This window comes from Pseudomonas monteilii, from assembly GCA_001534745.1.
Lineage (GTDB): Bacteria > Pseudomonadota > Gammaproteobacteria > Pseudomonadales > Pseudomonadaceae > Aquipseudomonas > Aquipseudomonas alabamensis.
The window spans coordinates 2,647,569-2,672,344 of the sequence record CP013997.1; the positions used below are offsets into that span (position 1 = coordinate 2,647,569).

At 58.5% G+C, this 24,776-nt stretch carries 26 protein-coding genes, 1 tRNA gene and 5 pseudogenes; 11 read left to right on the forward strand and 21 right to left on the reverse strand.

Features of this window, described 5'->3' with window-relative positions; translation table 11 throughout:
• Nucleotides 1-52 precede the first annotated feature (52 nt).
• The gene (locus APT63_11300; protein ID AMA46166.1) at nucleotides 53-532 is read left to right on the forward strand and encodes a hypothetical protein; all 480 of its coding nucleotides are present in this window, start codon (nucleotides 53-55) and stop codon (nucleotides 530-532) included.
• A gap of 42 nt (nucleotides 533-574) precedes the next feature.
• On the opposite strand, the gene APT63_11305 is transcribed toward APT63_11300, so the two are convergent.
• Both APT63_11305 and APT63_11310 read right to left on the reverse strand, forming a co-directional pair.
• Entirely contained in the window at nucleotides 575-880 is a 306-nt protein-coding gene (locus APT63_11305) for a hypothetical protein (GenBank protein AMA46167.1), read from the reverse strand.
• 201 nt (nucleotides 881-1,081) lie between these two features.
• Nucleotides 1,082-1,570 carry a hypothetical protein gene (locus APT63_11310; protein ID AMA46168.1) on the reverse strand — a complete coding sequence of 163 codons (489 nt, stop codon included), beginning with the start codon at nucleotides 1,568-1,570 and terminating at the stop codon, nucleotides 1,082-1,084.
• A gap of 202 nt (nucleotides 1,571-1,772) precedes the next feature.
• Here APT63_11310 and APT63_11315 point away from each other — a divergent pair, with 202 nt between their 5' ends.
• Nucleotides 1,773-2,396 carry a lysine transporter LysE gene (locus tag APT63_11315; protein ID AMA46169.1) on the forward strand — a complete coding sequence of 208 codons (624 nt, stop codon included), beginning with the start codon at nucleotides 1,773-1,775 and terminating at the stop codon, nucleotides 2,394-2,396.
• Nucleotides 2,397-2,406: 10 nt separating this feature from the next.
• Here the strand turns inward: APT63_11315 and APT63_11320 are convergent, their stop codons facing one another.
• On the reverse strand, nucleotides 2,407-2,991 hold the full coding sequence (locus tag APT63_11320) for a TetR family transcriptional regulator (GenBank protein ID AMA46170.1): 585 nt from the start codon (nucleotides 2,989-2,991) through the stop codon (nucleotides 2,407-2,409).
• 95 nt (nucleotides 2,992-3,086) lie between these two features.
• On the opposite strand from APT63_11320, the gene APT63_11325 reads away from it, so the two are divergent.
• Nucleotides 3,087-4,268, forward strand: coding sequence for an MFS transporter (locus tag APT63_11325; protein AMA46171.1), 1,182 nt, complete (start codon nucleotides 3,087-3,089; stop codon nucleotides 4,266-4,268).
• A 449-nt stretch (nucleotides 4,269-4,717) separates the two neighbouring features.
• On the opposite strand, the gene APT63_11330 is transcribed toward APT63_11325, so the two are convergent.
• The gene (locus APT63_11330) at nucleotides 4,718-5,083 is read right to left on the reverse strand and encodes a glyoxalase (GenBank protein AMA46172.1); all 366 of its coding nucleotides are present in this window, start codon (nucleotides 5,081-5,083) and stop codon (nucleotides 4,718-4,720) included.
• 69 nt (nucleotides 5,084-5,152) lie between these two features.
• Between APT63_11330 and APT63_11335 the strand changes: the two are divergent.
• Nucleotides 5,153-5,842, forward strand: a pseudogene (locus APT63_11335) (DNA-binding protein).
• 68 nt (nucleotides 5,843-5,910) lie between these two features.
• Here the strand turns inward: APT63_11335 and APT63_11340 are convergent.
• The 4 genes from APT63_11340 to APT63_11355 all read right to left on the reverse strand — a co-directional run bounded on the left by APT63_11340 (nucleotide 5,911) and on the right by APT63_11355 (nucleotide 8,701).
• Nucleotides 5,911-6,174, reverse strand: a complete 264-nt coding sequence (locus tag APT63_11340) for a hypothetical protein (protein AMA46173.1) — start codon at nucleotides 6,172-6,174, stop codon at nucleotides 5,911-5,913.
• 129 nt (nucleotides 6,175-6,303) lie between these two features.
• Nucleotides 6,304-6,498 (reverse strand): hypothetical protein, encoded by a 195-nt coding sequence (locus APT63_11345; protein ID AMA46174.1) that lies wholly within the window; start codon nucleotides 6,496-6,498, stop codon nucleotides 6,304-6,306.
• Between the two features lie 510 nt (nucleotides 6,499-7,008).
• Nucleotides 7,009-8,283, reverse strand: coding sequence for a DNA polymerase V subunit UmuC (locus APT63_11350; protein AMA46175.1), 1,275 nt, complete (start codon nucleotides 8,281-8,283; stop codon nucleotides 7,009-7,011).
• Nucleotides 8,273-8,701 carry a peptidase S24 gene (locus tag APT63_11355; protein ID AMA46176.1) on the reverse strand — a complete coding sequence of 143 codons (429 nt, stop codon included), beginning with the start codon at nucleotides 8,699-8,701 and terminating at the stop codon, nucleotides 8,273-8,275. The genes APT63_11350 and APT63_11355 overlap by 11 nt, the downstream gene beginning before the upstream one ends.
• A 408-nt stretch (nucleotides 8,702-9,109) precedes the next feature.
• Between APT63_11355 and APT63_11360 the strand changes: the two genes are divergently transcribed.
• A complete protein-coding gene (locus tag APT63_11360) occupies nucleotides 9,110-10,228 on the forward strand; it encodes a hypothetical protein (GenBank protein AMA46177.1) in 1,119 nt (372 codons plus the stop codon).
• Between the two features lie 326 nt (nucleotides 10,229-10,554).
• Here APT63_11360 and APT63_11365 read toward each other — a convergent pair whose 3' ends face one another.
• Nucleotides 10,555-10,893 (reverse strand): hypothetical protein, encoded by a 339-nt coding sequence (locus APT63_11365; protein AMA46178.1) that lies wholly within the window; start codon nucleotides 10,891-10,893, stop codon nucleotides 10,555-10,557.
• A gap of 278 nt (nucleotides 10,894-11,171) precedes the next feature.
• Nucleotides 11,172-12,134 (reverse strand): annotated as a pseudogene (locus APT63_11370) (hypothetical protein).
• Nucleotides 12,135-12,325: 191 nt separating this feature from the next.
• Between APT63_11370 and APT63_11375 the strand changes: the two are divergent.
• Both APT63_11375 and APT63_11380 read left to right on the forward strand, forming a co-directional pair.
• Nucleotides 12,326-12,562 carry a hypothetical protein gene (locus tag APT63_11375; GenBank protein ID AMA46179.1) on the forward strand — a complete coding sequence of 79 codons (237 nt, stop codon included), beginning with the start codon at nucleotides 12,326-12,328 and terminating at the stop codon, nucleotides 12,560-12,562.
• Between the two features lie 1,076 nt (nucleotides 12,563-13,638).
• The gene (locus APT63_11380; GenBank protein AMA46180.1) at nucleotides 13,639-13,938 is read left to right on the forward strand and encodes a hypothetical protein; all 300 of its coding nucleotides are present in this window, start codon (nucleotides 13,639-13,641) and stop codon (nucleotides 13,936-13,938) included.
• Between the two features lie 234 nt (nucleotides 13,939-14,172).
• On the opposite strand, the gene APT63_11385 is transcribed toward APT63_11380, so the two are convergent.
• Complete coding sequence (locus APT63_11385) at nucleotides 14,173-14,613, reverse strand: transposase (GenBank protein ID AMA46181.1); 441 nt, start codon at nucleotides 14,611-14,613, stop codon at nucleotides 14,173-14,175.
• A gap of 35 nt (nucleotides 14,614-14,648) precedes the next feature.
• Entirely contained in the window at nucleotides 14,649-15,029 is a 381-nt protein-coding gene (locus tag APT63_11390; protein AMA46182.1) for a transposase, read from the reverse strand.
• Nucleotides 15,030-15,486: 457 nt separating this feature from the next.
• Here APT63_11390 and APT63_11395 point away from each other — a divergent pair, with 457 nt between their 5' ends.
• Nucleotides 15,487-15,732, forward strand: coding sequence for an entry exclusion lipoprotein TrbK (locus tag APT63_11395; protein ID AMA46183.1), 246 nt, complete (start codon nucleotides 15,487-15,489; stop codon nucleotides 15,730-15,732).
• Between the two features lie 276 nt (nucleotides 15,733-16,008).
• Here the strand turns inward: APT63_11395 and APT63_11400 are convergent.
• Nucleotides 16,009-16,230, reverse strand: a pseudogene (locus tag APT63_11400) (hypothetical protein).
• A gap of 555 nt (nucleotides 16,231-16,785) precedes the next feature.
• On the opposite strand from APT63_11400, the gene APT63_11405 reads away from it, so the two are divergent.
• Nucleotides 16,786-17,163, forward strand: coding sequence for a hypothetical protein (locus APT63_11405; GenBank protein AMA46184.1), 378 nt, complete (start codon nucleotides 16,786-16,788; stop codon nucleotides 17,161-17,163).
• Nucleotides 17,164-17,345: 182 nt separating this feature from the next.
• Here the strand turns inward: APT63_11405 and APT63_11410 are convergent, their stop codons facing one another.
• From APT63_11410 to APT63_11425, 4 genes and pseudogenes are all read right to left on the reverse strand, one after another.
• Nucleotides 17,346-17,774 carry a hypothetical protein gene (locus tag APT63_11410; protein ID AMA46185.1) on the reverse strand — a complete coding sequence of 143 codons (429 nt, stop codon included), beginning with the start codon at nucleotides 17,772-17,774 and terminating at the stop codon, nucleotides 17,346-17,348.
• A gap of 285 nt (nucleotides 17,775-18,059) precedes the next feature.
• Nucleotides 18,060-18,542: pseudogene (locus APT63_11415) on the reverse strand (structural protein P5).
• 1,180 nt (nucleotides 18,543-19,722) lie between these two features.
• Nucleotides 19,723-19,938, reverse strand: a pseudogene (locus APT63_11420) (DDE endonuclease).
• A gap of 438 nt (nucleotides 19,939-20,376) precedes the next feature.
• Nucleotides 20,377-20,907 carry a UDP-N-acetylglucosamine acyltransferase gene (locus APT63_11425; GenBank protein ID AMA47867.1) on the reverse strand — a complete coding sequence of 177 codons (531 nt, stop codon included), beginning with the start codon at nucleotides 20,905-20,907 and terminating at the stop codon, nucleotides 20,377-20,379.
• 436 nt (nucleotides 20,908-21,343) lie between these two features.
• On the opposite strand from APT63_11425, the gene APT63_11430 reads away from it, so the two are divergent.
• Nucleotides 21,344-21,547 (forward strand): hypothetical protein, encoded by a 204-nt coding sequence (locus APT63_11430; GenBank protein AMA46186.1) that lies wholly within the window; start codon nucleotides 21,344-21,346, stop codon nucleotides 21,545-21,547.
• Between the two features lie 98 nt (nucleotides 21,548-21,645).
• On the opposite strand, the gene APT63_11435 is transcribed toward APT63_11430, so the two are convergent.
• Together APT63_11435 and APT63_11440 are read right to left on the reverse strand one after the other, a co-directional pair.
• Nucleotides 21,646-21,719: transfer RNA gene (locus APT63_11435), tRNA-Cys, on the reverse strand.
• 151 nt (nucleotides 21,720-21,870) lie between these two features.
• Nucleotides 21,871-22,893 (reverse strand): protease, encoded by a 1,023-nt coding sequence (locus APT63_11440; GenBank protein ID AMA46187.1) that lies wholly within the window; start codon nucleotides 22,891-22,893, stop codon nucleotides 21,871-21,873.
• A gap of 240 nt (nucleotides 22,894-23,133) precedes the next feature.
• Between APT63_11440 and APT63_11445 the strand changes: the two genes are divergently transcribed.
• On the forward strand, nucleotides 23,134-23,451 hold the full coding sequence (locus APT63_11445) for an SCP-2 family sterol carrier protein (GenBank protein ID AMA46188.1): 318 nt from the start codon (nucleotides 23,134-23,136) through the stop codon (nucleotides 23,449-23,451).
• A gap of 99 nt (nucleotides 23,452-23,550) precedes the next feature.
• Here the strand turns inward: APT63_11445 and APT63_11450 are convergent, their stop codons facing one another.
• Together APT63_11450 and APT63_11455 are read right to left on the reverse strand one after the other, a co-directional pair.
• Nucleotides 23,551-24,024 carry a transporter gene (locus APT63_11450; protein AMA46189.1) on the reverse strand — a complete coding sequence of 158 codons (474 nt, stop codon included), beginning with the start codon at nucleotides 24,022-24,024 and terminating at the stop codon, nucleotides 23,551-23,553.
• Nucleotides 24,024-24,629, reverse strand: coding sequence for a photosynthetic protein synthase I (locus APT63_11455; GenBank protein ID AMA46190.1), 606 nt, complete (start codon nucleotides 24,627-24,629; stop codon nucleotides 24,024-24,026). Before APT63_11455 ends, APT63_11450 begins: the two co-directional genes overlap by 1 nt.
• Nucleotides 24,630-24,776 lie beyond the last annotated feature (147 nt).

A 24,776-nucleotide genomic window follows, 5' to 3' on the forward strand; every position in this document is an offset into this window, starting at 1 on the left:
TGGATCAGCCAGGCCGATACATCAGAGACCCCATCACTTCCAAGGCCGGAACATGTTGATCCCCCCTTCAGGCTTGAACCCGATCATCTCCAGCACTGCTCAGACGGCGACTCCTGCACAGGAAAGCGAACCGTCTTCCAGTCGTTCGAACACGGCAGGCACGTCACGTACCGAAGCAGTCAAGATCTCGCTGTCGGGCCTGGCACTGGAAAAGTCAGCCTCCGCGCAGAAGGCAGCCTCGAACCGCGACATCGAAGAAAGCGGCTTGCCGGATACCACGCAGAACATCCTGAAAATGATTCGTGAGCTGAAACAGAAGATTCAGGAGAAGCAGGCGGAATTGCAGGCTGTGCTGATGGATTCGCACCTCGACCCCCAGACGCGGCAGATGAAGGCTGCCGGCGTGCAGTCGGAGTTGGGCGCGTTGTCTGCTGCACTGACCACAGCCAGTGCGGCGTTGAACAAGCAGATCAAGGATGGCGTCCTGTCGGCCGAGCAGGGTCAACAGGCTGCCATGCTCGCAATGAAGTGACAGCCGGTCCTCTCAAGGTCCAATCCCGCTGCCTCTCTGCCCTTAGCGCTCGTGCTCATGGCGTTCGCAGGCGTCCTGCAGGACAGACGTCATGGGCTCGCGGCTTTTGTCCTGGCCCTCATGGCGCATCCGACCGCGTTGCTGCTCCAGCTCTTGCGTCAGGGCCTTGCCTTCGGCAAAGGCCATCCATTGCTCGAAGGCAAGGCGATGGGTGCTGACGACCTCACGCCAGTGCACATCGGGCAGATGACCATAGGCAACATGCTTCATGGTGTCCGTCACGACCTCATTCAGTTGCTTGATCAACTGATACGCCTCGAACTGTGCCGCTTCGTCTTTTGGCGACATGGCATCGAATCCCTGAAAGAAGTGTTTTTACAACTGCTTATGCGGGTGACCTGATGTGGCGTGTCATGGTTCAGAGAAAAATCGGTGCCCCGATGAAGGGAGCTAATGACAGGCGCGCTCACTAGTTGGCGACCAGGGCGCCCCGTCAGGGGCGCCCGCTGGCCGGCGGCACCCCTTGAAAATTCGCCATCGATACGCTGTTCAACGCGCCGTACGCGTCAACTTCAACAGGCCGCCATCGTACCAGGCCAGACCGAGCGAGCCGTCGGCGCCCACGAAGAAGGCAGGGTCTTCCTCGCCCATGGGGCCCCAGCTGCCTGACGCACAGCGTACGCTGTAAGGCGTGGCACGTGACAGCCCCAGCTTGTCGAGCCGGCCTTGAATGTCCTGGTCAGGTGCCACCGTCAGCTTGCGGAAGGTAGGCTGTTTGCAGGCATCTTCGGCGCTGTCCGCTGGCACCCAGGTCAAGGCGTCCGGTGTGAAGCTGGCATGCTTGCCCATCAGGCTGGGGTCGTCGTCCTGCAACGCCTGCACGCCGGAATCCGACACGGCGACCTTCGTCACCTTCCAATCGCCTTGGAACGTCGAGATCAGTTGCGCTGCATTGGTGTGCGCAGACGTGTTGGCATCGCACCCCGACAAGACCAAGGCCAACAGTGAAAGTGATGCGGTTTTCGTGGAAAGCTTCATGGCCACCTCCTTTGAATGACTGAAAGAATCATACCCTTTGGTGCCTTCTCGCGGCGGCCGTCACAGGCATGGCTTGGTTGAGACTGCGGTTGCAAAAACAGGTTCAGGACTGCCGGACACGGGCGCTATGCTTGAGGCGTCGCACCCTGACCGATCAGGCGCGGCAGTCCTCATAACGCAAGCTCGACACGCAAGGATGCCCATGAACAGCACGACCTTGGTACTTTTCCTGCCCGCCTGCTTCGCGCTGAACCTGGCCCCAGGGCCGAACAACCTTCTCTCGATCAGTAACGCGACACGATATGGATGGGGTTGCTCCTGCCTGGCAGGAGTGGGCCGGTTGGTGGCCTTCGCGTTGATGATCGCCCTGGCTTCTGCAGGGCTGGCCGTCGTGTTGCAGACCTCGGAAGCAATCTTCCAGGCCATCAAGGTGGGCGGCGGGCTTTACCTGCTCTACCTGGCTTATCGGCTGTGGCAGGCAGACACCGTAGCCGGGGGCGAGGCTTCCGGGTGCTCGAGCAGCAACTTGTGGGGGCTGGCACGGCAGGAATTCTTCGTGGCAGCGGGCAACCCCAAGGCCATTCTGATCTTCACGGCGTTCCTTCCCCAGTTCGTTGATCCTGCACAAGAGGTCGGTCGTCAACTGGCCCTGCTGGGCGCGCTATTTCTGGTCCTCGAGGCTGTGGCCATCGGACTGTATGCCTACATGGGGCTGCACCTACGGCGCTGGATGACCGAGCCCGCAGGGCGCAGGCGTTTCAACCGCGGCTGCGCAGTGCTGCTGTCACTGGCCGCCTCGTTGCTGCTGACGGCGCGACGCACCTGACGCCGACGTCCTAGGGCAGGTCCTCGGCAGGCTCGGCCTCCTTCCCGGGGCTCAGCGCCCGGTCAAGCAGGCGCTGCTGAAGCGCCACGTCCGGGTGCTCACCCCCGAACAGGGTCCGGAAGATCAACGGCGCAATCAACCCATCCATCAACCTGTCGATCGAAGGCGCAGGCTCACCTCGGGCTTGCGCGCGCTCGAGCAGGATCGTCAGACGTTCGCGGGTCGGCTCGGTGCAGCGAACGGCACATCCCATGTCGGTGGCCATCAGTGCATCCCGCAACATGGCTTGTCCGGGTCGCGACACCAGGTCATCGACGTAGCGCTCCAGCCAGAGGGTCAAATCCCCGCGCAGGCTACCCGTGTCTTCAGGCGGGACGTCGGGCCGGAGCTGTTGCAGGTCGACATCGGCCAGCAGGCTCGGCAGGTTGCCCCAGCGTCGGTAGAGGGTCGAAGGCGTCACGCCGGCGCGGGCGGCGATCAGGGGAACGGTCAGCGCGTCACGGGGTTGCTCGTCGAGCAGGGCCCTGACCGCGTCATGGATGGCCTGCTGCACGCGGGCACTACGGCCGCCTGGGCGGGAGTGTTTGGTCGTCATGCCGACATGATACCGCAACGTTAAAGCAAATTAATTGCTTTTGTGGAGCGGACGCCCTACCCTCTAACGCAAATTATTAGCTTTAGAAGTGCGCGATGACTCTTTTCCGCTTCAATGCCGACACACGCCTGATCCTGTTGGGCGCCCTGCTTTTCACGTTCATGGCCGCCTCCAGCGCGCCGACGCCCCTGTACGCCCGTTATCAGCACGCCTGGGGATTCTCGACGTTCTGGCTGACCTGGGTGTTTGCCGTGTATGCCTTTGCGCTGCTGGCCGCGCTATTGGTGGGCGGTCGGTTCTCGGACCACATGGGGCGCCGCGTCGTCATCCTAGCTGCTGTCGGGATGGAAGCCGGCGCGCTGGCGCTGTTCCACCAGGCCCAGGGCTTGGTCGATCTGATTCTGGCCAGGGCCCTTCAAGGATGGGCTACCGGTATCGCCACCAGCGCGCTGGGTGCGGCGCTACTGGACAGCGATCCACGGCGCGGCCCTTGGCTCAACAGCCTGGCACCGCTGCTGGGCATGGCGGCAGGCGCGCTGGGTTGCGGCCTGCTAGTCACCTTTGCGCCGGCTCCCCTGCAGCGGGTCTACGAAGTGTTTTTCGGTCTCTTCCTGCTACTGGGCATAGGGATGTCAGGGTTGCCTGACGTCTTGCCCCCTCGCCCGGGCCTGCTGGCGAGCATGCGCCCACGGCTGGCAGTGCCACCTCAGGCGCGTACCATGCTATGGCGTGTCCTGCCGATCGAACTGGCGGTCTGGGCCGTCGGCGGCTTCTACCTGTCCTTGATGCCGGGCTTGATCAAGGCCGCTACAGGCACGCCGTCGGTGCTCGTTGGCGGTGCGGTCGTGGCAGGCCTGACCCTGAGCGGCGCGGCCTGCCTGCATGGAGGGCGGCATTGGCCCTGCGAACGTCTGCTCCGGTTGGGCAGCGGTGCGCTATGCACCGGCGCACTGGTGCTCTGGCTGGCCGTGACGAGCGGTTACCTCGGGCTGTTCGCACTCGGCACCCTGGTCACCGGCATCGGTTTCGGCAGCGGCTTCCTGGGCGCCACGCGCAGCCTGTTTCCCCTGGCCGAGCCTGACCAGCGCGCAGGCTTGCTGGCCGCGTTCTATGTGCTTAGCTACCTGGCCTTCTGCGTGCCGGTCCTGCTGGTCAGTGCCCTGGTTTCCTGGCTAGGCCTGACAGGCGCGGCCCAGCTGTACCTGGGAGGCATCGTACTGCTGGCCCTGCTGGGCGGCTGGATGTTGAAGACGCCTCGCCTGCCTCGCCCGGCGTGAGGCGGTAGGCCGCCTCTTGGCCGCTGGCTTGCCTACAGCGCGTCGTTTTCGTACGGTGCGCTGTCATTGATTCGTGTTCATCGGGGGAGCTCACGAGCGCCATCGCGCCCGCCTTGGCACGGGAGCCCCAATGAATGCACCGGCTCGAGAGAATGAAGGATGTTCGATTTTTTGAAGGACCTGTTCAAACGTCATGAGAGACGCAAGCGGCCGGCGGCCTTGACGACGCCTGGTACGGACCATGCGTCCAACGTGCCCCCGCCCGCCACCCTCGCCCCCCTCGTCTTGTTGACGGACGTGTGCGAGCCTTCCCGTTCGAGTACCGCGTGCGATCCTGGGCATCACGGCAGCCACGACAGCGGCGGTTCATCGGGCGACAGTGGCGGCTCCAGCGATGGTGGATCCAGCTCGAGCTGCGATTGATCGTCTGCCACCCACCCGCGGCTCATTCAGTCAGGCATGCAGACCCGCAACCGGTGATCGTCCGGGTCCACGGCCACGAAGGTCAACCCGAGCACCGCTTCGTGCAACGGTTGCTCGATGCGCACGCCTTGCTCGGTCCACTGGTGGTAAAGCGATTCCACGTGTGCCCGCGTGTCCACCAGGAAAGCGATCTCGCCGCGATGGCCGCTGCCGCCACTCTTGAAGTCACGGGCCGAAATCGACCACAGCCCCAGCGCCATCTCTTGACTCAACGCGAAGGACACGTAGCTCGGGAACACGGATTGCGCCTTCTGTCCCAATAACCTTTCGTAGAAAGCGCAGCTTGCCTGCGTGTCGTTCACGTACAACAGAACCAGATGCTGACTACCCATGAGACCTCCTTGCTTGAAGAAGCCACAAGGCTATTCGACGCTGCTGACAGAACCTGTCAGCATCCGCGCATGACCTGAGCCGAACGTCTTCTTGCGTTGGTGCGTCTGCTACGCACCTATCGCTATCCCGTGGCAGGCCAGCAGCTCGCCGAGGCCCTCTCCATCAGCCTGCGCACCCTGTACCGCGATATCGCCACTCTGCAAGCCCAGGGTGCGGACATTCGTGGCGAGCCGGGTCTGGGCTACGTCTTGCACCCCGGCTTCGTTCTTCCGCCCTTGATGTTCACCGAGCATGAACTCGAAGCGCTGATGCTGGGGATGCGCTGGGTCGCACAGCGCGCGGACCCGGCCTTGTCCCAGGCGGCAAACGACGTGCTGGCGAAAGCCGAGGCCGTGTTGCCGCCTGGTGGCGCCGAGCGCTTGAACCGTACGGCGTTGTTCGCACCTGGGGTTCGATCGGACACCCGCCTCGCCTTCGATCCCCAGGCCTTGCGTGATGCCATTCGGCGCGAACGGAAAGTCAGGTTGTCGTACCGAGGAGAAGGCGCGCACGTATCGGAACGTGTCGTCAGGCCGTTGGGGATCGGCTACTTCGACCAGGCGGATATCCTGGCGGCCTGGTGTGAGTCCCGACAGGCCTTCAGGCATTTCAGGCTGGATCGGATTCAGGGGCTAACGCTGCTCGATGAGGGATTCGAAGGCCAGGGGGGCTGGTTGCTGAGGCAATGGCGCATGGCGGGGTTGGCTGTCGTGCCGTGATGGGATGAAGTGAGGCACCGCTCGGGAAAGCACCCGACACCGTGTCAGGTGCCTTGACTGTGTATCTGCTACAGATCTTTCTTGAGGGTCTTGTCGATGTGCTTGTCTTCCTTGTGGCGTTCCTTGTCCAGGTGGTCTGCGTCCTTGTCGATTTCATCATCGTCGTGTCGCACGCCCTTGTCGACTTCCTTGGCATCGTGGTCGACGCCCTTATCGATTTCGCGCACGTCGTGTCGCACGCCTTTGCCGACTTCACCTTCGGCGTAGACAGCTGAGGTGGATAGTAGGCCGGTCAGCGCGATTGCAGCGACGGTAAGGGTTCTGTTCAGCATGGGTGTATCTCCTTTGAGTCGAGTTGAGTCCTGTTCTGGCATAGGCATACGGTAGAGCCAGCCCCGTTATAAGCGGGGCTTCATTCGTATGCCCAGAGTCTTAGCATAGTAAAGTGCCTACTTGCGTCACTACCTACCGCGTCTCGTTGGCAACCAAGCGGCAATCAGCCAGATGACGCCCGTCGCGAGCACCCAAGGCCACCGACTTGCCGGGTTCAAAACCATCCCTATCAACGCCAGCAGAATCAACAACACACCCGCCCAGCGCTTGCGTCTGGGCGTGAACCCTACCTGGAACGCTCTGTACCTTTTTTGCAAATGCATCACGCTGCTCCTACAGGATCCGCAGTGGAGCCTATCACTCACTTTTCCAAGGATTGTCTCCGCCACGTCTTGGACATGAGAAGGCGCCCCTGGAGCGAGCGTCATGTGTCTTTTTACACCTCTGCGCGTCCAATCGGTATCTAGCCTTGAGGAGTGAACGGATGAGAAATGGATTTTCAGCACTGGGCATGACGATCTTGCTGCTCGCAGGCTGCTCGCATTATTCGGGTAATTACCCTGGCGGCTCAACCCATTCGATACCATGCGATGCCTCCCCGCCCAATCAACCGGGTTGCTACGAGCGAACGACAGGAGAGAAAGGTCTGATCAACCAACTGGTCGATGCAGTGCGCGAGAAGAGCTGAGGCGGAAGTTTGAACGTTACCGCCCGATCGCGCACCAGGACGAGTTGCGCTCATTGGACGAGGCTCTGCCCCAATGTCTTCAGACGCAACGACCGAGGGGGGCACCGAGGACTGCGGTGCTCTTCCAGGCATGCAGCGGGCGGACCTAACACCTGACCTTCCAGAGCTGGTCTATCCGCGTCGTATAGGATTGGCTCATCATCGCCCGCTGCATGCCCCAGTCCGGCGATGCCGGCACGCTTGCCGTTCGCACCGTCCCCCTCCCCCAGCGTCCGTTGATGGCATCCATCACACCCATCAGTCGGTCACACGCCTCCGACTGTTTCGGCGCGAACAAATTCCCCGAAAACTCGCCAGGCTGCCTCAAGTCCATCAGCAGCACCTCCGCCTTGCTGTACCGGCAGCCCGGCCGGTAAATGCGGGCGAGCGCCTCGGTGGCCAGGCGCGTCATCAGCAACGTGTCGCAGGTCGGGTATGGCAACTCCACCAGCACGCCCTGGGCGTGGTGCGCCTCGTCCGGGTTGAACATCCCGGTACGGATACTCACGCGCATGCGCTTGCACACCGAGCCTTGCGCACGCAGCTTCTCGGCAGCGCGTGCGACATAGGTGGCCACTGCCTGCTCGATCGGCGCCAGCGCCTCCAGGCGTCGTCCGAACATTCGACTGCAGCAGATCTCCTGCTTCGGTGGCTCGGCCTCGTCCAGCCCAAGGCACGGTGTACCGGTCAACTCGCGGGCGGTCTTCTCGACGACCACGCTGAATGTCTTGCGCAGCAGCCGGGCGTCGGCCCGAGCAAGGTCCATGGCACTCTTGATGCCCATGCCCTGCAGGTGCGCTGTCATGCGCCTACCGATGCCCCATACCTCGTTGACCGCGGTGTTGCGCAGCACCCAGTCGCGCTTGAAAGGGTCGCAGATGTCGACCACGCCGCCGGTGTGCGACATCAATCGCTTGGCGGTATGGTTCGCCAGCTTGGCCAACGTCTTGGTCGGTGCGATACCGACACCCACGGGTATGCTGGTGCACTGGAGCACCCGGGCTCGCACACGGCGACCGAACTGCGTCAGGTTTTCGGTGATGCCCGTCAGGTCGGCGAAGCATTCATCGATGCTGTAGACCTCGGTGGCGGGCACCATGGACTCGATGATGCACATGACCCGTTCGCTCATGTCGCCGTACAGCGCATAGTTGCTGCTGAACGCGAGGATGCCGTGCTTGCGCAGCTTCGACCTGACCTGAAAGAACGGCTCGCCCATCTGCACGTAGGGCTTGGCTTCGGAAGACCGCGCGATGACGCAGCCGTCGTTGTTGCTCAGCACCACGATGGGTACCTTGGCCAGGTCGGGCCGAAAAACGCGCTCGCAGCTTGCGTAGAACGCATTGCAGTCGATCAGCGCGAATACCTGATCACTGCGCATGATCGCGCACGCTATAGCGCACCACGCCCCAGATCACCAGGTCATCGCCTTCCAGAATGTAGCGGTCGGCATAGGCTGGGTTTTCGGATTTCAACACCACGACCCCATCGCGGCGGTACAGACGCTTGCACACCGGTTCGCTGTTCACCGCCGCGATGACGATGTCGTCGTGCTCGGCTTCACGGCCACGGTCGACGATCACCAGGTCGCCGGAGTAGATGCCCGCACCCTGCATACTGTCCCCCTCGACCTTCACCAGGTAGACGTGGGGGGCACGGATGGCGAAAAGCTCGTCCAGCGATATGTGGCCTTCGAGGTGGTCAGCCGCCGGCGAGGGGAAACCAGCCGGCACGTGGAAGGAGTAGAGAGGCAGTTTGGTGGTGCCGCCGGTTGGCGTACCTAGGTAGGTGATGGTCATGGTGAAGGTCCGGTGGATGTTCTGTATGCATGTACAGTAAATAGCGTGATGGACCTCCGGTCAATTGCGCGCGAGATAACTCCGGACGAACGAACGTGTTCAAGGGGTGTACTGATCAGGTCGGCAGCGGCGCCTGGGTGCTCATTGATACTGATCATGACTTGTATTGCATCGTGCAGGAGCATTGTTTTTCAACAGCACCTGGCCTCAACAGAGCCAGTCCGACGAAAACCGAACAAAGCGTATTGATGGTGTTACGATCGATGTCAAGGCGCTATCACCCTTGCTAGTTGTAGCCGTAGCAGCCCTGGTGAACAAAGCGCGTACATAGCGAGCTTGAGTGTTCCTCACGACAGTTCAGACGGCGAAGACCTGAGTGCCGGCCTTTCTACCTTTGAGGAATGCTGGATGGACTTGATCACCCTTCATGTCACGGACGCCCTGGTCAACCTTACCTGTGGCGCCATGTGCTTTTCGATCTGGGCCAGCCGCCCCCGGGACAGGTGTTTTGCCTTTTGGGGGCTAGGTAGCCTGTTGTATGGAGTGACGGCTTCCTGGCTGCCCTACCTGCCCGACGGCGTCCTGGGGCTAGGCCTGGGACACTCGGCCCTCCAAGTGGGCAACATCATGTTCTGGGCAGGCTACCGCGCGTTCGACCGGGTGTCCGCGCTGCCCGTTTGGCTGCTTGCACTGCCCTCGTTGCCCTTCCTGGCCTGTCTGGTCGCAGATGTGCTTACGCAGAGCGAGGTCTGGACGTACCGCATTACCATCATTGCCTACTGCGGCCTTTCAATGAGCCAGGTCGCTTATGTGCTGCGCGGGTGCGAATCCTGGTACGGCCCACGCGCCATATCGGCCTATGCGGTCATCCTTATTCTGGCCTCCATTCTGACCACAAGCTTCCTCAGTGGAACGTTCATCACATACGAGACGGGCGGCGTTCTTTTCATACTGACCGATCACGTGATGTCGATCGTCTTTACACTGGCCGTGATCGCCATGGTGGGTCAGCGTGACCTTCAACACCTGGTCAACACGTCCCGCCGTGATCCGTTGACCGGTGCGCTGAATCGCGCAGGGCTGGCGGCTGTCATTGCCGAGGACCTCCCCGGTACCGGGCTGCTGCTGCTCGATGTGGACCATTTCAAGGTGATAAACGACCGTCACGGCCATGACGCCGGAGATGAAGTACTGCGGACGCTGGTCGCACGTACGTCCGCCGTCATGCGTACCACCGACCACTTGATCCGTATGGGCGGAGAGGAGTTTCTGGTCATCGCCCCTGTAGCGAACGCCGGACAGGCGGCCGAGTTGGCGGAGCAGATCCTGGCTGCAGCGCGCGACAAGCCTGTTCACCATGGTGAGGCGGTGATCCCGTTCACACTCAGCATTGGTTTTGCCTTGCGCACGGGCGCAGAGCCCTTCATGCAGACGTTCAAACGGGCAGATCTGGCCATGTACCATGCCAAGCAATCCGGACGTGACCGTGTGGTGGAGGGGGCTGCTTTTTGCGTAGAACGGGTTTGAATGCTGAAAGAGTGATATCGATATGGTGCCGGATACGCAAGTCGATGGTTTATAGATTGATCATTCGTTGAAAATCGTGTGGCACGGTGGTCAGTAGGGGCTGTGATGAACAGACCGACGATTTCGCTCCAGGTGGTCCTGACGACAGGGTCTTCAGATGGGATGACACCCGCAGACCCTGCGCTCATCGATGCAATCACTCCATCGATGACTGCCCACTACCGCGACTTTCGTTCAGTCAAGACCCAAGCAAACCGGGAAAATAGCGCTGCTCTCTCGCATGTGTTCAATAGGGCCTGACAACCAAATGCCCGCTTGAGCTAGGTTTACCTGGACTTCCAATAAGCCCCCCCTATCGCTGCCGCAGCCAAGCCTAGCAGCACGCCCACTAGCTCAGCCTTGAACAAGGCCTCGGGAGGTGGGATGTTTCGGCTCGATAGCAACAAATCGAAAGTGGCTTCTGGTTCAAAAAGGCTATGCCACCCGTTCGGACAGATCAGCCAGATCAATACAAGAGCTGCAAGGCCTGCATAAATCCACATGTTCTCTTGGTACGTTCTCACTGCGAGCACGATGAGCGCCACAATCCCGATACCCAGGCCAAAGAAGAACGAAGTAATCGCTGATCCAAAGATCGCCGACTGATAGTGTAAAAACTCCACCAAAGCACCTCCATACGAAAGCCTATGAGATTATCAACATGGATCCAATTTGGGCAGGCTACTTGCTTTGACGAGGTATTCTGTGTCCCCTTTCTGGGTGGCACACAGTGCGCGTTCACATAATCTGCATGCTTCAAAAACAAAAAGCCCTTGCTGCATGGCGAAGGCTTGAATAGGTGCGCGGTCTCTCCCGAAGGGCCACCGTGGCGGTGGCGCGCCTGAATCAGAAATGAAAAAGCCCAGCGCGACGGCTGGGCTCTATTACGCAAGGCGAGAGAAGATCATGGCGTCCAGTAAGCAATCTTGCCGCTTGCACCAACCGCTACAAAATTGCCGTTGCCGTAGGCGACGCTTCGGATATCGGTTCCTGCAAAAGTATTGGCTTGCTGAACCCAGCCGATCCCATCCTCGGAAACGGCTGTCTTGCCGCCGTCGCCGACCGCTACATACTTGCCATTACCGTAAGCAATGTCGCGGAGGGTGGTTCCACCGAAACTGGTATCTTCAACAGCAGTCCAGCTCAGCCCATCGGAGGAATATGCCATCTTGCCATCCTCCCCAACGATAAACATCTTCCCGTTGCAAAGCTTCATGGAAAGGATGGTGCTAGTGCCGAAGGTGCTGGTTCTGGTCGCAAATGATTGCGAATCATTCGTCGCCATCTTCAGAGCGCTGAGCAGCTTCCCATTCGACCCCGCAACCAACACATAATGACCAATGACGTTGACGCAGTACACCGTCTCGCTAGACGTGAAGGTCGTCGTGCGCTCCACCTGGCCTGAAAAGTCGCCATAACGGGAAAAGACTTTACCGTTGGACCCAACCAATATCCAGGTCGTATTGCTGCCGAAAAGTGGCTGATAATACACAATGCCTTGCAAGTCTCCGGACGCGCGAACAGTTGCTGTCAGGTCTGTCCAATCCCTCAAAGGACGTGCTGTGCTGCCGTAGATCAGATTGCCGGATTGAGAAAGGGCTTGAAGCGATGTCCCAAGACCGTTCTAGTACAGCTCGTTAATGACCTTCCCGCTAGTAGAGGTGACGGTGCCCTTAAGCATGGTCCACGCGGTACCCGTTGCATCGCCGCTGACAAGCTGAGTGGTGGTGGGAAGACCGTTGCCACCTGCCGCATAAAACTTGCCGTCCGCAAAAACCACGCGCCTCAGCATGCCGGTATTCTCTACCGGTGCTACTTGAGTCCAAAGATCTTGCAAGGTTTGAGATGTTGCGTTTGCGTTTTCCATTTTAAACTCCGTTACTGAGCTGATTTAAGTTCAGGCCTCTGTAGTGGGCGTATGGCGCTCATGGGCGATGGTTCGAGGCTCGCGGCCTTCACATGATTCAGTACCCCGCACCGGGTGCACTTGATCTGGAGCTGTGTCACACCGGCCGCTCGGGTCAGTAGTCGGTTGCAGTTCCCACAACGAACATCTTCTTGCTCGCGCGAGCGGTGAGGGCCTTGGCTGGCTTGCAGGCTAGATCTGCGATCTGGCACCTCCTCTGGATGTTGCTACACCTTGAAGTCACCCTCTCTTTTTTCGAAAAGCACACACAACAAAGCCCCGACTTGATCGGGGCTTCTGCATTTCTGCGGGCGCAAAAAAACCGGCGCAAAAGCCGGTTATTTGTGATGTTTGCCGTAGGTGAAAATGTGACGATGGGGATAAGCTAGCACCAGCCGCACGGGAACACAATACTCTTTTTAGGCGACTGCCTGCATTTTCGTAGATTGCGGCTGCCACGGGCGACAGCGCCTCGCTGTTCAAGTCCCACAGCACTCAGGCATGCCATATCCTAGGCCCAATCACAATTTGATGATTAGAGCCGCACGCTGTAGTGCGCACGCTAGCCTGAGGACCAGAACACTCCAACAGCTCGATCGGATTGAGCCTACGGGGATTTTTGAGGCTCTATGAGGCATCAAAAGACCCGGCTCGGAGACCGGGTCTTTTGATGCGTTTGCCAAAGGCAAAATTGCCAGAGTGGCGACATAGCGTCACCAGCCGGACAAGTCGTCAAGCTGCCCTTTTCATCTCTTTCAACACCCGCAAAATGGGCACCAGCGCGTCACGATCGAGGTCGTTGCATGCGGCGAAACAGGCGTCGATGAATCCCTCCTATTCCCTGCCCCACTGCTCGGACGAAAGCTCCAGCCCGTGGATGGCCAGCAGCCAAGAGCGAAACACCTGTTCGACGACCTGGCTGACGTGATTGAAGGAGTCCGGATGCAGAGATCGTGCTGGCCTATGACTTCCTTCAGAACGACGATTTGCTGACTGGCGGCAGCGATTTGTGAGAGACCAACATCAGCGAGCCATGCCCGAAGGTGCTGGCCCAACTGTACTACGTCCGCCACGCCGCCAAAGCGATTGTGGCAGTCAAAGAGCAGGTTATCACCGCCTGACCCCGCGCTGCCCTCCAGCGTCTCACGAGGCCTTAGCCAGTTTCCAGAACGAACCGGCCAACCCGACAAAGATCGGTACTGCAATCAAGTTCCAGTGGTTCACAGTGAAGCCTTTGAAGGTGACGGCAATGCTCGACAGTGCCATGAGAACAGCGCCTGCAGTCAACGCAAAAATCTTGACTCTCCTCATACATCCTCCCTGAATTGAGCTTCGACTCTAGCAGGGTTCGATAGCCGGCTCAAATGAAGGCCGTGGCCTTTCCATTCAATGATTAGACCTGGAAGTCTCCCCGCGAGAACTCATCGAGTCGATCAAGGATCGTTGCACTAAGGCCCATGAGTATGTGTTCCTGCTCAGCAAGGGACCACACTACTACTTCGACCAGGCCACCATCCGCGAACCAGCCAGAATCCAGGCCGCGCCCAAGAGCGCCAGCAAGCGCAACACCTTCTCCCGTCAGACCAAGCACATCGAGGGTGACCACGGGCAAACAGGCCAGCATCGGGCAAAGCGTGATGACGTCCTGTACGATGAGACCAGGAACAAGTGCAGCGTTTGGACGGTTGTCACCGCCAGCCTCGAGGGCACCCACTTCGCCACTTTCCCGCCCGACCTGACTCGGCCATATTTGATTTTTGACTAGACCTTAGCATCAAACAAAATCAAGCGGTATCATGCGCTCCTCTAACCAACAAGTAAGGACTGCTAAATGTTGAGATCAGAAATTTTAGAGGACATGCTCACCTGCGAACCCAAGACGCCAGAGAAGTAACCGACCATGTGGGAAAAGCTGGCTCAACAGTAATTAGGCACAACAAACGACACAAAAACCATTTTTGATAGCTTAAGGAATATGGGGATTTGTATAGCAATACTGCTAGGCTCTGTACGAAAAGAGATGTCGCAAACACCGCATGGAGCAAGTCAGCGAGACCATGGCGGCATAACTTTTCGCGAGCGTGTCGAAGCGGATCACGATCCGGCGGTTCTCTTTCAGCCAGCCAAACATGCGCTCGATGATGTTGCGCTGTCGGTATTTGGGCCTGTCAAACACTCTTGGTAGGCCAGGCTTGGGCTTGCGCTTCATCGAGCGCAGCGGGATGACGGGTTGCATTCGATATTGATCGCAGTAGCGGCGTAGCGCTTCGGCGTCGTAGCCCTTGTCGGCGAGCAGCCATTTGCAGCGCTTGCGCGGGCGGCCACGTTGGTTCGATGGAATGCTGACCTCGTCCAACAGTGGTTGTGCGTAGCTGATGTCACTGGCTTGACCGCCAGAGAGGAGGAAGCGCAGCGGTGTTCCGTTGGCGTTGCAGAGCATGTGGATTTTGGTCGTCAGGCCGCCGCGACTGCGGCCTAGAGTATGATCGGCAGGCTCGTCAGGCCCCCTTTTTTCCTGGCGCCAGATGAGGCTCGGGTTGCGCGTACTGCAGTTGAGTCGATCATCCAGGTTTGCAGATCGATCAAGCCCTGCTCATTCAATCTCAGGTGCAGACGTTTGAGCATCTGCTCGAAAGTCCCTTGGTTTCGCCAGCCCCGAAACCGTTGATACACCGTTGACCATGGGCCGAAGCGCTCAGGCATATCTCGCCATGCAGCACCCGAGCAGAGTACCCACAGCACACCATCGAGCATCAGTCGGTCGCTCAGTCGCGGCCGGCCCCGGCCATGGGTTTCGATGAAGAGATCGGAGACCATATTCCAGGCCTCGTCCGTGAGTTCGTAGCGCCTTGCCATCACAGAATTCCTTTCCGTTAATGGCGCGTGATTCTACAAAATCTCAGGGCTGGAGGAGCGGCGATCAGGTTTCTCGGGATTTCGTACAGAGCCTAGACCGCATCACTTTACCGGCACTCTTAGGCGGCGGGTTGATTCGCATTGGAAACTTCTTTAACTCAGAATATGAGTCATCGCTGCTCAGTGTCGGACAGTGGCTGAGATAGCTCGACTCAGCGTCGACATTGTCAATGTGTGATGACGCGACGCTCCACTTGGTCATCCAGCTCCGCCAGGCAGTCGGCGGGCCTGACATGTGTGCCTCCAAAGCGGGTCTGTTCACGTTGCATGGGATTGAAAGTGGCGCAAGCACGTCAGGTTTGCTCAAGCGCCAGAAGCCCCATCGATTGCTTGCTCGCTTGGACTCCGGGTACTATGGCTGCGCATGGAGTCTGTACATTCAACGATAAGGACATGTATGAAAAACCGCGTCATCACGTTAGCCGCCCTGACCGCCACTGTGCTCAGCTTCACGGCAATCGGCATGGAAAGAGTGCCAGCGCCCAATGAAGAAAACTGCTCTGGCGCTATGTACGAGCACATTCTGGCCTCTCTGTCGAACCAGCCTGATCGCAATGAGTTCGTTCACAACTGCAAGAGCTTTCACGAAGCACGAAAAATGACGGAATGGACATTCAAGAAGAGTCCTCCAGACGATTTTTGAGTGGATCTCCCCTGCTCATGGTACGTGTACTCGTCAGGCAACCTATTTCGGCCGTGCCGCGCACCAAACCTCTAGGATAGTCTGCTTCAGGCGGCGCCAGAACACGTGCTTGGCCTGCTTGAACGTCGGCGCGCCATACCAGATCTCGTCCTCGACGCTGACGCCCTATTCAGCTGCCAGGCGTACCGCGCGGCGCACCTTTTCCTTGCCGAGGAAGGTCTTGCCAAAGCGTCGGCCGCATACCGCGTCACGGAAGCGCGCCTAAGGCTGGAAGCCTCACACATAGATGTTCGCCTGTTTCGGTGTCAGCTTCGCCAGCGGGTCATAGGAAGGGGTAATCGGGACATTCTCGTGTGGCTCCAGCGTGTACTCAGCAACGGCGTGCTGCTGGTCCGCCTGCGAGCCCAAGGGCTTGTTGGGTTCGATCTTGCGGTTGACGTACATATCACCGCATTCCTTGGCGGCCTGCTCGTACAGCTGGGCAGCCAGTGCCAGGTTGTACGCCTTTGCCTTCCTCCTCTTGTGCGCTCTAGCGATACGCAATGCTGGCCACTTCGCGTCGAAGTAGAGCCCAATGAAGCCGCCCATCTGCTCGTCGCGCTTCGCCACGCGAGCCACAGCGCCGTCGACGGCTAGCGCCAGGTCATCGGTGCTCACGTACTGCTTAGGCTACCTTCTGATGGCACGTTGTCGCGCATCAGGGCGTACAATGGACATACGTACCTAATCCATCTATGCGCCCCTAGCTCCCCTGTCCCAGCACATACGCGCTATCGCCCAGGGATCGGTCGGTGTAGGTTCGTTTCTTCATTGGTCTTCAATTCTTGGTACAGTTCGTCCCGCCAACACTGCGGGGATCATTCGTTCGGAGTCGGCGCCAACTCCATCTGGCTGGCGCCTGGTCACTTGCTCGAGCTGCCTGCTCATGGCCGAGTACCTGTTGAGCATCCTCTGATCGTCACACTGAAAGCCCGCCCCGGCGGGCTTTTGTGCCTGGATGATGAACGTGCCTTCTGGATGGTAGAATCACCCACCCAGATATGGAGATCACGTGTGAATTCCACCGAGAAGAAATGCCCCTATTGTGCAGAGACAATCAAGGCTGAGGCGATCCGCTGCAAGCATTGCAGTGCCAGCCTGCTGACCGGCACTGCCGACGATATTGCGCCTGCCAAGAAACGCCGCTCGATTTGGCCATGGCTTGTCCTTACCCCGCTCATCCTGTTTGGCATTTTGCTTTTGATCGGTGCCCTCTCAGGCCCTCCTGACGCTAAAGATAAGTCCAGGATTGCAATAGAGCTGTGCTGGAAAGACTTCGACGATGACTTGAAGTCGGTCGAGACTCGCAGGTTCATCCGTAGCACCTGCCAGTCCATGGTCAAGAAATACGAGGAACAGTACGGTCGATCTGTAACGCTCCGTCGAGAGTAGACCTCTACACCACACGGCCCGCTTAATGCGGGCTTTTTTGTGGGCGCTCGAAAAATATGAGAGGACCCGACTGTACTACATCCGACACGACGCCAAAGCCATCAGGGCAATCAAAGAGCAGGCTGCCGCAGCCTAACCTCGCGCTGCCGCCCGCACCTTCCTCTCCAAAACGACTGCCTAAGTCATTGCGAGCGATTTCGCTGCTCGCTTTTCTTGCGGAGATAAGAACGAATCATCCTGCGCTTAATCCAGCTCATAATAATGAGCTGCAGTGCCATGCAGAGCACTATGAATGCGCCCCTAGCATATTTACTCAATGAAAGCTCAAAAGATAAAACAGCCCATATAAATATCAGACTCCCTTGAAAGAACAGGCCAATCATTTCATTTACAAAAGCATTAACCCGCCACCAATTATCTGGAATGAATTCCGAGGGACCCATGGCAAAGAGAATGATGCCGAAAGGCATACTATAAACCGTCAATAGCATACCCAGATCTCCGTACCGTAATAGAATGCACCAGATCGCGAACCCACATAGAGAGCCGGTGCGCCAGCGATTCGTCGTCAGCGGCAAAAAAAGAGCCTTCACTATTTTCCGCCAATTCATTACCCCCTCCTTGTTGGTAAATGGCGCAGCATATCACCCCTCTCAAACGATAAGTGCCTTCCCGGCAGAGCGGCGCCTGCACGCATGGAGCAAGCCATGAACCCCTACCCAATCACGGGGCCGGCGCAGATCGGCGTCAGTGGTAGCCGCACAGCGATCACATGCTATGGAAAACCCTTGAAGTCCACGGCGGCGAGCTGCCGGCAGATGTGCATGCTTCTTCCAGAACACCGGCAAAGAGCGCGAGGAGACGCTGGCATTCGTCGACACTATGCCATTAAAACGCTAGCACCAGGGCCTGCAGACCTGGTCGCACAGGCCAGCTCGTGCCAGCGCATGCCGCACGCCTTCGTCGATCACCGCCGTCGAGTACGGGTTGCCGCCGTTCTCATGGACGATGATGCCCACCACCATGCCACGCAGGGGGGCCGGGTTTGTGATGTTGATCGGCGTCGTGGGATGCACGCCGATCCGGGTGGCCACCGCACGCGCATAGGGCCTGGGTGTCGTTCTCTGTGCTCGACGCCCAGCGGTTGATGGTCTCGAGCACGGTGTCGATGTCCCTGCCGCCGACGCCGGGCATGCCGTCCTTGCCACGGTAGTTGACCAACAGCTTGCCTAGGGCGCGGATGCCATTCTCGGGTGAGTCGAACCGGGCGAAGCGCGGCTTGGCCACGCCCCCCTCCAGGCGAGCCGGCCTACCCAGTCGTTGCATGGGTTGAAGTCGATGTTTCCGGGGTGGTGGTTGCGTACACCGCGCGCGGTCAAGGATTTTCAGGGATGAAAAGCCCGCACTGGGTGGGCTTATATGGGCTATACATGGTTGTTAGGAATGAACTGCCGAGGATCGGCTCACTACACTGCGGAACCTCTTCCAAAACGGCCTTTCTATAAAATGATGACAAATTACTGCCAGCGCAATTGATAATGAAAAAACAAATACCACTTTCAACCCTGCGGATATACCTACCGACTCCGCCAGCCATATCAATGGAAAGTGGAACAGAAATAAACCGTACGAAACATTCCCTGCCTGACGCTGGATAAAGTTAAATCCACCGGAAAAATGCATCTTAGAAAGCACAGCAACTAGCGGCACGCCCAGGACATATCCTAGGGCCACCTCGACATCAAAGCTTCGCCGAACGCCCATCTCCCAAAGCGCCGCTATATACAAAAGCATAGAAAGCCACGCCAGGATGACACATAGCCGCCCTCCTCTTGAACCGCTTTCAATGGCCGCACCGGTAAGAAATATAAATAATACACCTAAAATTATTCGATAGCCGAACACATCAGTGTTAAGCCAACCCATTTGCGCAGCACTAAACATCAGGACACTGGCGAAGGTAGCACACATCGCAAACCTGGCACTCAACATCAGAAATGGAACCAGCAAATAAAACTGCAACTCCACGCCCAAAGACCAAGCAGGAGGAAGTAGCGTGAACTGATCCATGCCATTCCACATGTAGTAACTAAGCGGAACAACTGTAAAATTGGCAAGCCAATGTGAAACATTAGGAGGCGCGCTTAGGAAGTAGCTTTCGGCTCCAAACCCCCAGATTGCAGCACCAAACGCTAAAGCTGCAAAATACAAGGGAAAAATCCTAAGCGTTCTATCTTTATAAAACCACAATATCGAGTCAAGCAATTTTTCATGGGGCCTGTGCGCCCAGAGCTTCGCCACCACGTGACCCGCAAGTATGTAGAAAATGACCACCGCCCACACACCTGGATTGAAGCCCTGCACTGTATACGCCATATGACTGACGACAACTAAAGCCGCCAATAAAAACCTTAAAATTCCCATTGCCGCTTCACACCTCTAGCTTGTCAAGATGTTTCAGCGCGGATCATACAGTTACCTTAGAGATTTTGATACAAACTGACAGAAAAGCCTTAGCACCTTCAGTAGACATGCCGCAGGTGGCACCGCTAAAAAAAAGGTGCGACCCAGCGCCTGGATCTGGGTCTTCTTGTCGACTGAAAGCACAATGGCGTTATTTGGAGGGTTGAGGTACAGCCCGACCACGTCGATTACTTTTTCGGCAAACACCGGATCGTTGCTGGTCTTGAAGGTTCTCAGGCAATGGCGTTTGAAATCGGAGGCGGCCCAGACCTGCCGGACTTGCCAGATTGTCACACAGGCATGTCAGGCCATCAGCCGCACGCTCCAGTGGTTGGCTTGCTTGGGCACCCGATGGATCGTCAGGGTCAGGATTTCCTTGATCTTGTCAGCAGCCAACTTCAAGGGCTACCCGCTACGCGGCAAGTCCTTCAGACCGTCGAGGCCGTTTCAACGTAGCGCTTGTGCCATTTGAACACGGTTGAAGTAATGATCTGCACCTGTTCGCAGATAGCCATGGACGCGACCCCTTCATCGAGCAACAACAGGATCTGCGCTCGTTGGGCAAGGCTTTGCTCCAACGTCCTCATACGCAGCTAGCTCTTCAAGGTGACGGCATCAGCAGGCTGCAAGGCGAATGGAGCAATTGCTCAAGGCATGCGTAATCACTAGCCCGGGAACATAGGGCGTGCCGTATGGGGTGATAGGTTGGAAAACGAACTAACCGCTCAGGTCGCTAGCCTCGGCCAATAATTACCTACTGGATGAATCTAGCCTGTCTAGGAACTCACGGATATTATTCTGTACAGCCCGATTGATGGACTCTTTAGCGCGGACATGACCGTAAAACGCGTATCCAGGAGGAACCGAGCCCGTCGTAGTGATTGTCTGCTGCAAGAGCGTCGCGCCACTCTTCCTGCTAACAAGTAAATAGCTAGCGGTAGCATCGGTAACCATGGTGAGACCACCTGCCGGTAGGTCAAGCTGCTTGATTTTGACGAAGAGATTCACTTTGTTCACGGAATCATCGTCAAAAACCGAGCGTTTGTTCACCGCTTCGACTAGCGCTCGCTCCCAAAGCAGCGGTATGCCTTCACCGTTAGAAGGAACCTCTCCTGTTTGCTCGGAAGGGGCTGCAAATGATACGGAGACGCTGCGCAAGTCGGCGTCTATCGAGCGTTTTGAAGGCTCGACGTCCTGTAACGAGAAATTGAGGGGTGGGGCGGAAACGCAACCCGTCAGGAGTGACAACAGAACCAGAGCCGGTACAGAGCGAAAGCGCATCAACGTCTTCCCTAGATTGATGGCGTTTGAGTATCGCAAAACCGTACGCATCTGCATACAGAGAATCCCGGTGCTTGCCGGGGATTCGGCTGTGCCGCGTTGCATTGAGCAGGAGACGCTACTATGAAAAAGGTGCTTCTCCGTCCGTATAGGTGCTTCTACGCTGCTTCTCTGGATTTTCTGAGCGCTTGATCTGTTCACGCGACACCTCTTCAGAGGGGTCTGGCTCTGCCTGCATCGAACCGATCCGTATGCAAGGCCGTGTGATCGTCAGGGCTGCCAGTTTTATCCGTCGCGTCACTACCGGCTTATCCGCGTCCAAGCTCCCTTTCAGGCCACCCTGGCAGTGGGTATCTGCACATTCTCCAGGCACAAAAAATCCAATTCAAGGGTCAGGTTCTTTGGATCAGTCCTCAACGTGCTCAGGAATGACAGGATGGGAATAATTTCGCTCGGTCGCTTATTGAAGCCAGACTTGGCCAACCATATTGCCCAATTCCAATCCAGGGACATTCGGCCCAAGGCCGCTTCGGAGATCAACGATGTGGCAGAAGCCAGCCTGTTGCTGGGACATTCCAAAGAGGGGATCACCGAACGGGTGTACCGCCGCGTGGGAGCCATCGCCAGCCCCACAAAGTGACCGAGTTTTGGAACTCATGCCGAAAAGTTTCGGAACGCTTGGCTTTCTAGCGCCCAAAGAAAAACCCCGCAGACCAAGATCTGCGGGGCTTTCGAATATGGAGGCCGAGGTCGGAATCGAACCGGCGTAGACGGATTTGCAATCCGGAGCATAACCACTTTGCTACTCGGCCTCAAAGTCGGATCAGGTCAGCTTTTCGCCTTCCTTCACCTCGAACCGCTCGACTCCAAGAGTCTGCTGCGTTTCGATGGGCGCCATTATGTCCGCATTCGATCCACCTTGCAACCCCCTCCCCTCAAAAAATTTCCAGAAGGTTCAAGGCCTTAGCGCAGACGATTCAACTTGCTCCATAGCCCGACCAGCGCATTCTCCACCGAACCGCTGGCGGCCATGCCGATGCGTTCCTGCAGGCTCTTGCGCTGGGCGTAGTGCAGGTGGAACACGCCAGCCTCGCGGGCGCGGTCGTTGAGGTACTCGTCGCTGGTGCGCAGTTCGTCGACCAGCTGACGATTGAGCGCCGCGACACCCAGCCAGACTTCGCCGGTGGCGACTTCATCGATGGACAGCTGCGGGCGGTAGCGGGAGACGAAATCCTTGAAGAGCCGGTGCGTGACGTCCAGGTCTTCCTGGAACTTCTCGCGGCCCTTCTCGGTGTTCTCGCCCAATACGGTCAGGGTGCGCTTGTACTCACCGGCGGTCAGCACCTCGACGTCGATGTCATGCTTCTTCAGCAGCCGGTTGATGTTGGGCAACTGCGCCACGACGCCGATCGAACCGAGGATGGCAAACGGCGCACTGATGATCTTGTCGCCGATGCAGGCCATCATGTAACCGCCGCTGGCGGCCACCTTGTCGATGCAGATGGTCAGCGGGACGCCGGCCTGGCGTATGCGCGCGAGCTGGGAGGCGGCCAGGCCGTAGCTGTGGACCAGGCCCCCGCCGCTCTCCAGGCGCAGTACCACTTCGTCACGTGCGGTGGCCATGCTCAGCAAGGCGGTGATTTCATGGCGCAGGCTTTCGGTGGCCGAGGCCTTGATGTCGCCATCGAAGTCCAGGACGAACACGCGCCCCTTGTCCTCTGTGGCTTGCTGCTTCTTCTGTTTCTTCTCGGCCTTGGCCTTGTGCTTGCGCAGGGCCTTGAGTTCGGCCTTGTCGAACAGGCCTGCTTCGAGGCGATCGCGCAGGCCGTCGTAGAACTGGTTCAAGCGTGTGACCTGCAGGTGGCCGCCTGGCTTGCGGCGGCCTTTGCTGCGCAGACCGGCGATGGCCGACAGGACGATCAGCAAGGCGATGACCACGGTTGCGGTCTTGGCTAGAAAGCTTGCGTATTCGGCAAGAAACTCCACGGTGACTCCTCATTGAACCCACGCCCTCACGGCGCGTCAGGCCTGCCAGCATACCGGTGCGTCGGATGCCTCGCCAGCGTTCCACATGCCCTGAAACGGGTTCAAACGACCTTTTCAAACGCTTGTATGTTTTTCCGTTGACAGCCTTCGAGCCGCGCCCTACCCTCGGAGCGTTTCGGCCCCTTCGAGGGCGAACGCTTGCCGTACGCACCTCCTGACCTCCACGACAAGGAACATGCCATGACCTCCGTAGCTGATGCCGTGAAAAAGATGCAAGAGAAGTTCAACCCAGCCGCCGCCCAAGGGCTGGACCTGGTGTTCGGCTTCAACGTCACCGATGAAGACAAGCATTACGCGCTGATCGTCAAGGACGGCACCTGCGAGCTGCAGGAAGGCGAAAACCCGGATGCCAACTGCACCCTGGTCATGGACAGCCAGACCCTGAAGGACATCGTCAGCGGCGAGCTCGACGGCATGCAGGCCTTCATGGGCGGCAAGCTGCGCGTCGAAGGCGACATGATGCTGTCGATGAAGCTGGGCGAACTGTTCCCGAACTGATTGCACGTGCGCTAGGCACGCGCCTGCGCCGGGCCTTGCGCTCGACGAGGCATGCCGACACACGATGGCGCCCGACCTTGGTCCGGCGCCATCGTTGCGTCAGTGCATGGCGTGACCGTGGTCGGCGGAGGTGGTCAACGCACGCACCGGTGCCTTGACCTCGATGACCTGGCGCTCGCCTTTGTCATCCTCGACCGTCAAGGTCAGCGGCACTTCGGTGCCCTCCTTCACCTGGGTATTCAGCCCCATCAGCATGACGTGGTAGCCATTGGGGTCCAGGCTCACCGCCTTGCCGGCAGGCAAGGGCAAGGCGTCGACCTTGCGCATGCCCATGATATCGCCCTTCATGGTCATCTCGTGTACCTGCACGTTCTTGGCCACCGGCGAAGCGACGCTCACCAGTGTGCTGTCGGTGCTGGCGGTCAGCGTCATGAACGCACCGGTGGACGGTTGGTGCGGCACGGTGGCGCGCACCCAGGCATCGCTGACCGTGGTGTCGGCCAGAGCCGGCAGGGCCAGACTGGCCAGGGCCATGGCCAGGCCACGCGCAAGAACGGAACGGGAAACAGGCATCAGCAGATCTCCATCAGGGTAAGCAGGTCTTCGGTGCATTCCTTGGCATTGAGCGAGTGCGACAGGCTCAGGCGCAGCGTGCCACGGGAGTCGTAGACATAACTGGTGGACGAATGAGAGATGGTGTAGGTATCCCCTTCGGGCACCTTCTCGTAGAACACCTTGAACTCTTTGGCTACCTCGGCAATTTCTTCCGGGGTGCCGGTCAGCGCGGTGAAGGACGGGTCGAACGCCTTGACGTAGGCATCCAGCACCTCAGGCGTATCACGCTCGGGATCCAAGGTGATGAACACCACTTGCAGGAAGCCGGCGTCACGGCCCATCAGCTTCTTGATCTGCACCGCGCGCGCCAGCGTGGTCGGGCAGACCGCCGGGCACTGGGTGAAGCCGAAGAAGATCATCGGCATCGAGCCGTAGAAGCTGGACAGGGTACGCACGTTACCCTCGGTGTCTTTCAGGCGGAACGAACGACCGAGGATCTCGTTGCTCATGTTCTTGCCGTACTTGAACTCCAGGCCACGGGCCGGGCTGCACCCGGCGAGCAGGCCAAGGCCCAGTACGCCCATTCCGGCAACGAGCGTGCGCCGGGTCAACAGATCATTCATGGAACCATCCTTTACAGGGAAGGTGCCGGCCCTTGGGCAGGGCCAGGCGACGACGGGCGCATTCTGGCATGGCATGAAGTGCGCTTCCACCCGACGACGGGCCATTGGTCTCCAGCCCTTGAAATACGGCGTGCGGCCTGTTGTCGC

Bases quoted from the DNA above. Each gene is read 5' to 3' on its own strand.
- APT63_11455 (AMA46190.1), bottom strand. From the start codon at position 24,629: ATGAATGATCTGTTGACCCGGCGCACGCTCGTTGCCGGAATGGGCGTA.
- APT63_11430 (AMA46186.1), top strand. From the start codon at position 21,344: ATGGGAATAATTTCGCTCGGTCGCTTATTGAAGCCAGACTTGGCCAAC.
- APT63_11425 (AMA47867.1), bottom strand. From the start codon at position 20,907: ATGCGCTTTCGCTCTGTACCGGCTCTGGTTCTGTTGTCACTCCTGACG.
- APT63_11355 (AMA46176.1), bottom strand. From the start codon at position 8,701: ATGACCATCACCTACCTAGGTACGCCAACCGGCGGCACCACCAAACTG.
- APT63_11410 (AMA46185.1), bottom strand. From the start codon at position 17,774: ATGAATTGGCGGAAAATAGTGAAGGCTCTTTTTTTGCCGCTGACGACG.
- APT63_11315 (AMA46169.1), top strand. From the start codon at position 1,773: ATGAACAGCACGACCTTGGTACTTTTCCTGCCCGCCTGCTTCGCGCTG.
- APT63_11300 (AMA46166.1), top strand. From the start codon at position 53: ATGTTGATCCCCCCTTCAGGCTTGAACCCGATCATCTCCAGCACTGCT.
- APT63_11320 (AMA46170.1), bottom strand. From the start codon at position 2,991: ATGACGACCAAACACTCCCGCCCAGGCGGCCGTAGTGCCCGCGTGCAG.
- APT63_11450 (AMA46189.1), bottom strand. From the start codon at position 24,024: ATGCCTGTTTCCCGTTCCGTTCTTGCGCGTGGCCTGGCCATGGCCCTG.
- APT63_11350 (AMA46175.1), bottom strand. From the start codon at position 8,283: ATGCGCAGTGATCAGGTATTCGCGCTGATCGACTGCAATGCGTTCTAC.
- APT63_11395 (AMA46183.1), top strand. From the start codon at position 15,487: ATGAAAAACCGCGTCATCACGTTAGCCGCCCTGACCGCCACTGTGCTC.
- APT63_11345 (AMA46174.1), bottom strand. From the start codon at position 6,498: ATGCATTTGCAAAAAAGGTACAGAGCGTTCCAGGTAGGGTTCACGCCC.
- APT63_11340 (AMA46173.1), bottom strand. From the start codon at position 6,174: ATGCTGAACAGAACCCTTACCGTCGCTGCAATCGCGCTGACCGGCCTA.
- APT63_11330 (AMA46172.1), bottom strand. From the start codon at position 5,083: ATGGGTAGTCAGCATCTGGTTCTGTTGTACGTGAACGACACGCAGGCA.
- APT63_11310 (AMA46168.1), bottom strand. From the start codon at position 1,570: ATGAAGCTTTCCACGAAAACCGCATCACTTTCACTGTTGGCCTTGGTC.
- APT63_11325 (AMA46171.1), top strand. From the start codon at position 3,087: ATGACTCTTTTCCGCTTCAATGCCGACACACGCCTGATCCTGTTGGGC.
- APT63_11445 (AMA46188.1), top strand. From the start codon at position 23,134: ATGACCTCCGTAGCTGATGCCGTGAAAAAGATGCAAGAGAAGTTCAAC.
- APT63_11305 (AMA46167.1), bottom strand. From the start codon at position 880: ATGTCGCCAAAAGACGAAGCGGCACAGTTCGAGGCGTATCAGTTGATC.
- APT63_11385 (AMA46181.1), bottom strand. From the start codon at position 14,613: ATGCTCTGCAACGCCAACGGAACACCGCTGCGCTTCCTCCTCTCTGGC.
- APT63_11390 (AMA46182.1), bottom strand. From the start codon at position 15,029: ATGGCAAGGCGCTACGAACTCACGGACGAGGCCTGGAATATGGTCTCC.
- APT63_11360 (AMA46177.1), top strand. From the start codon at position 9,110: ATGGACTTGATCACCCTTCATGTCACGGACGCCCTGGTCAACCTTACC.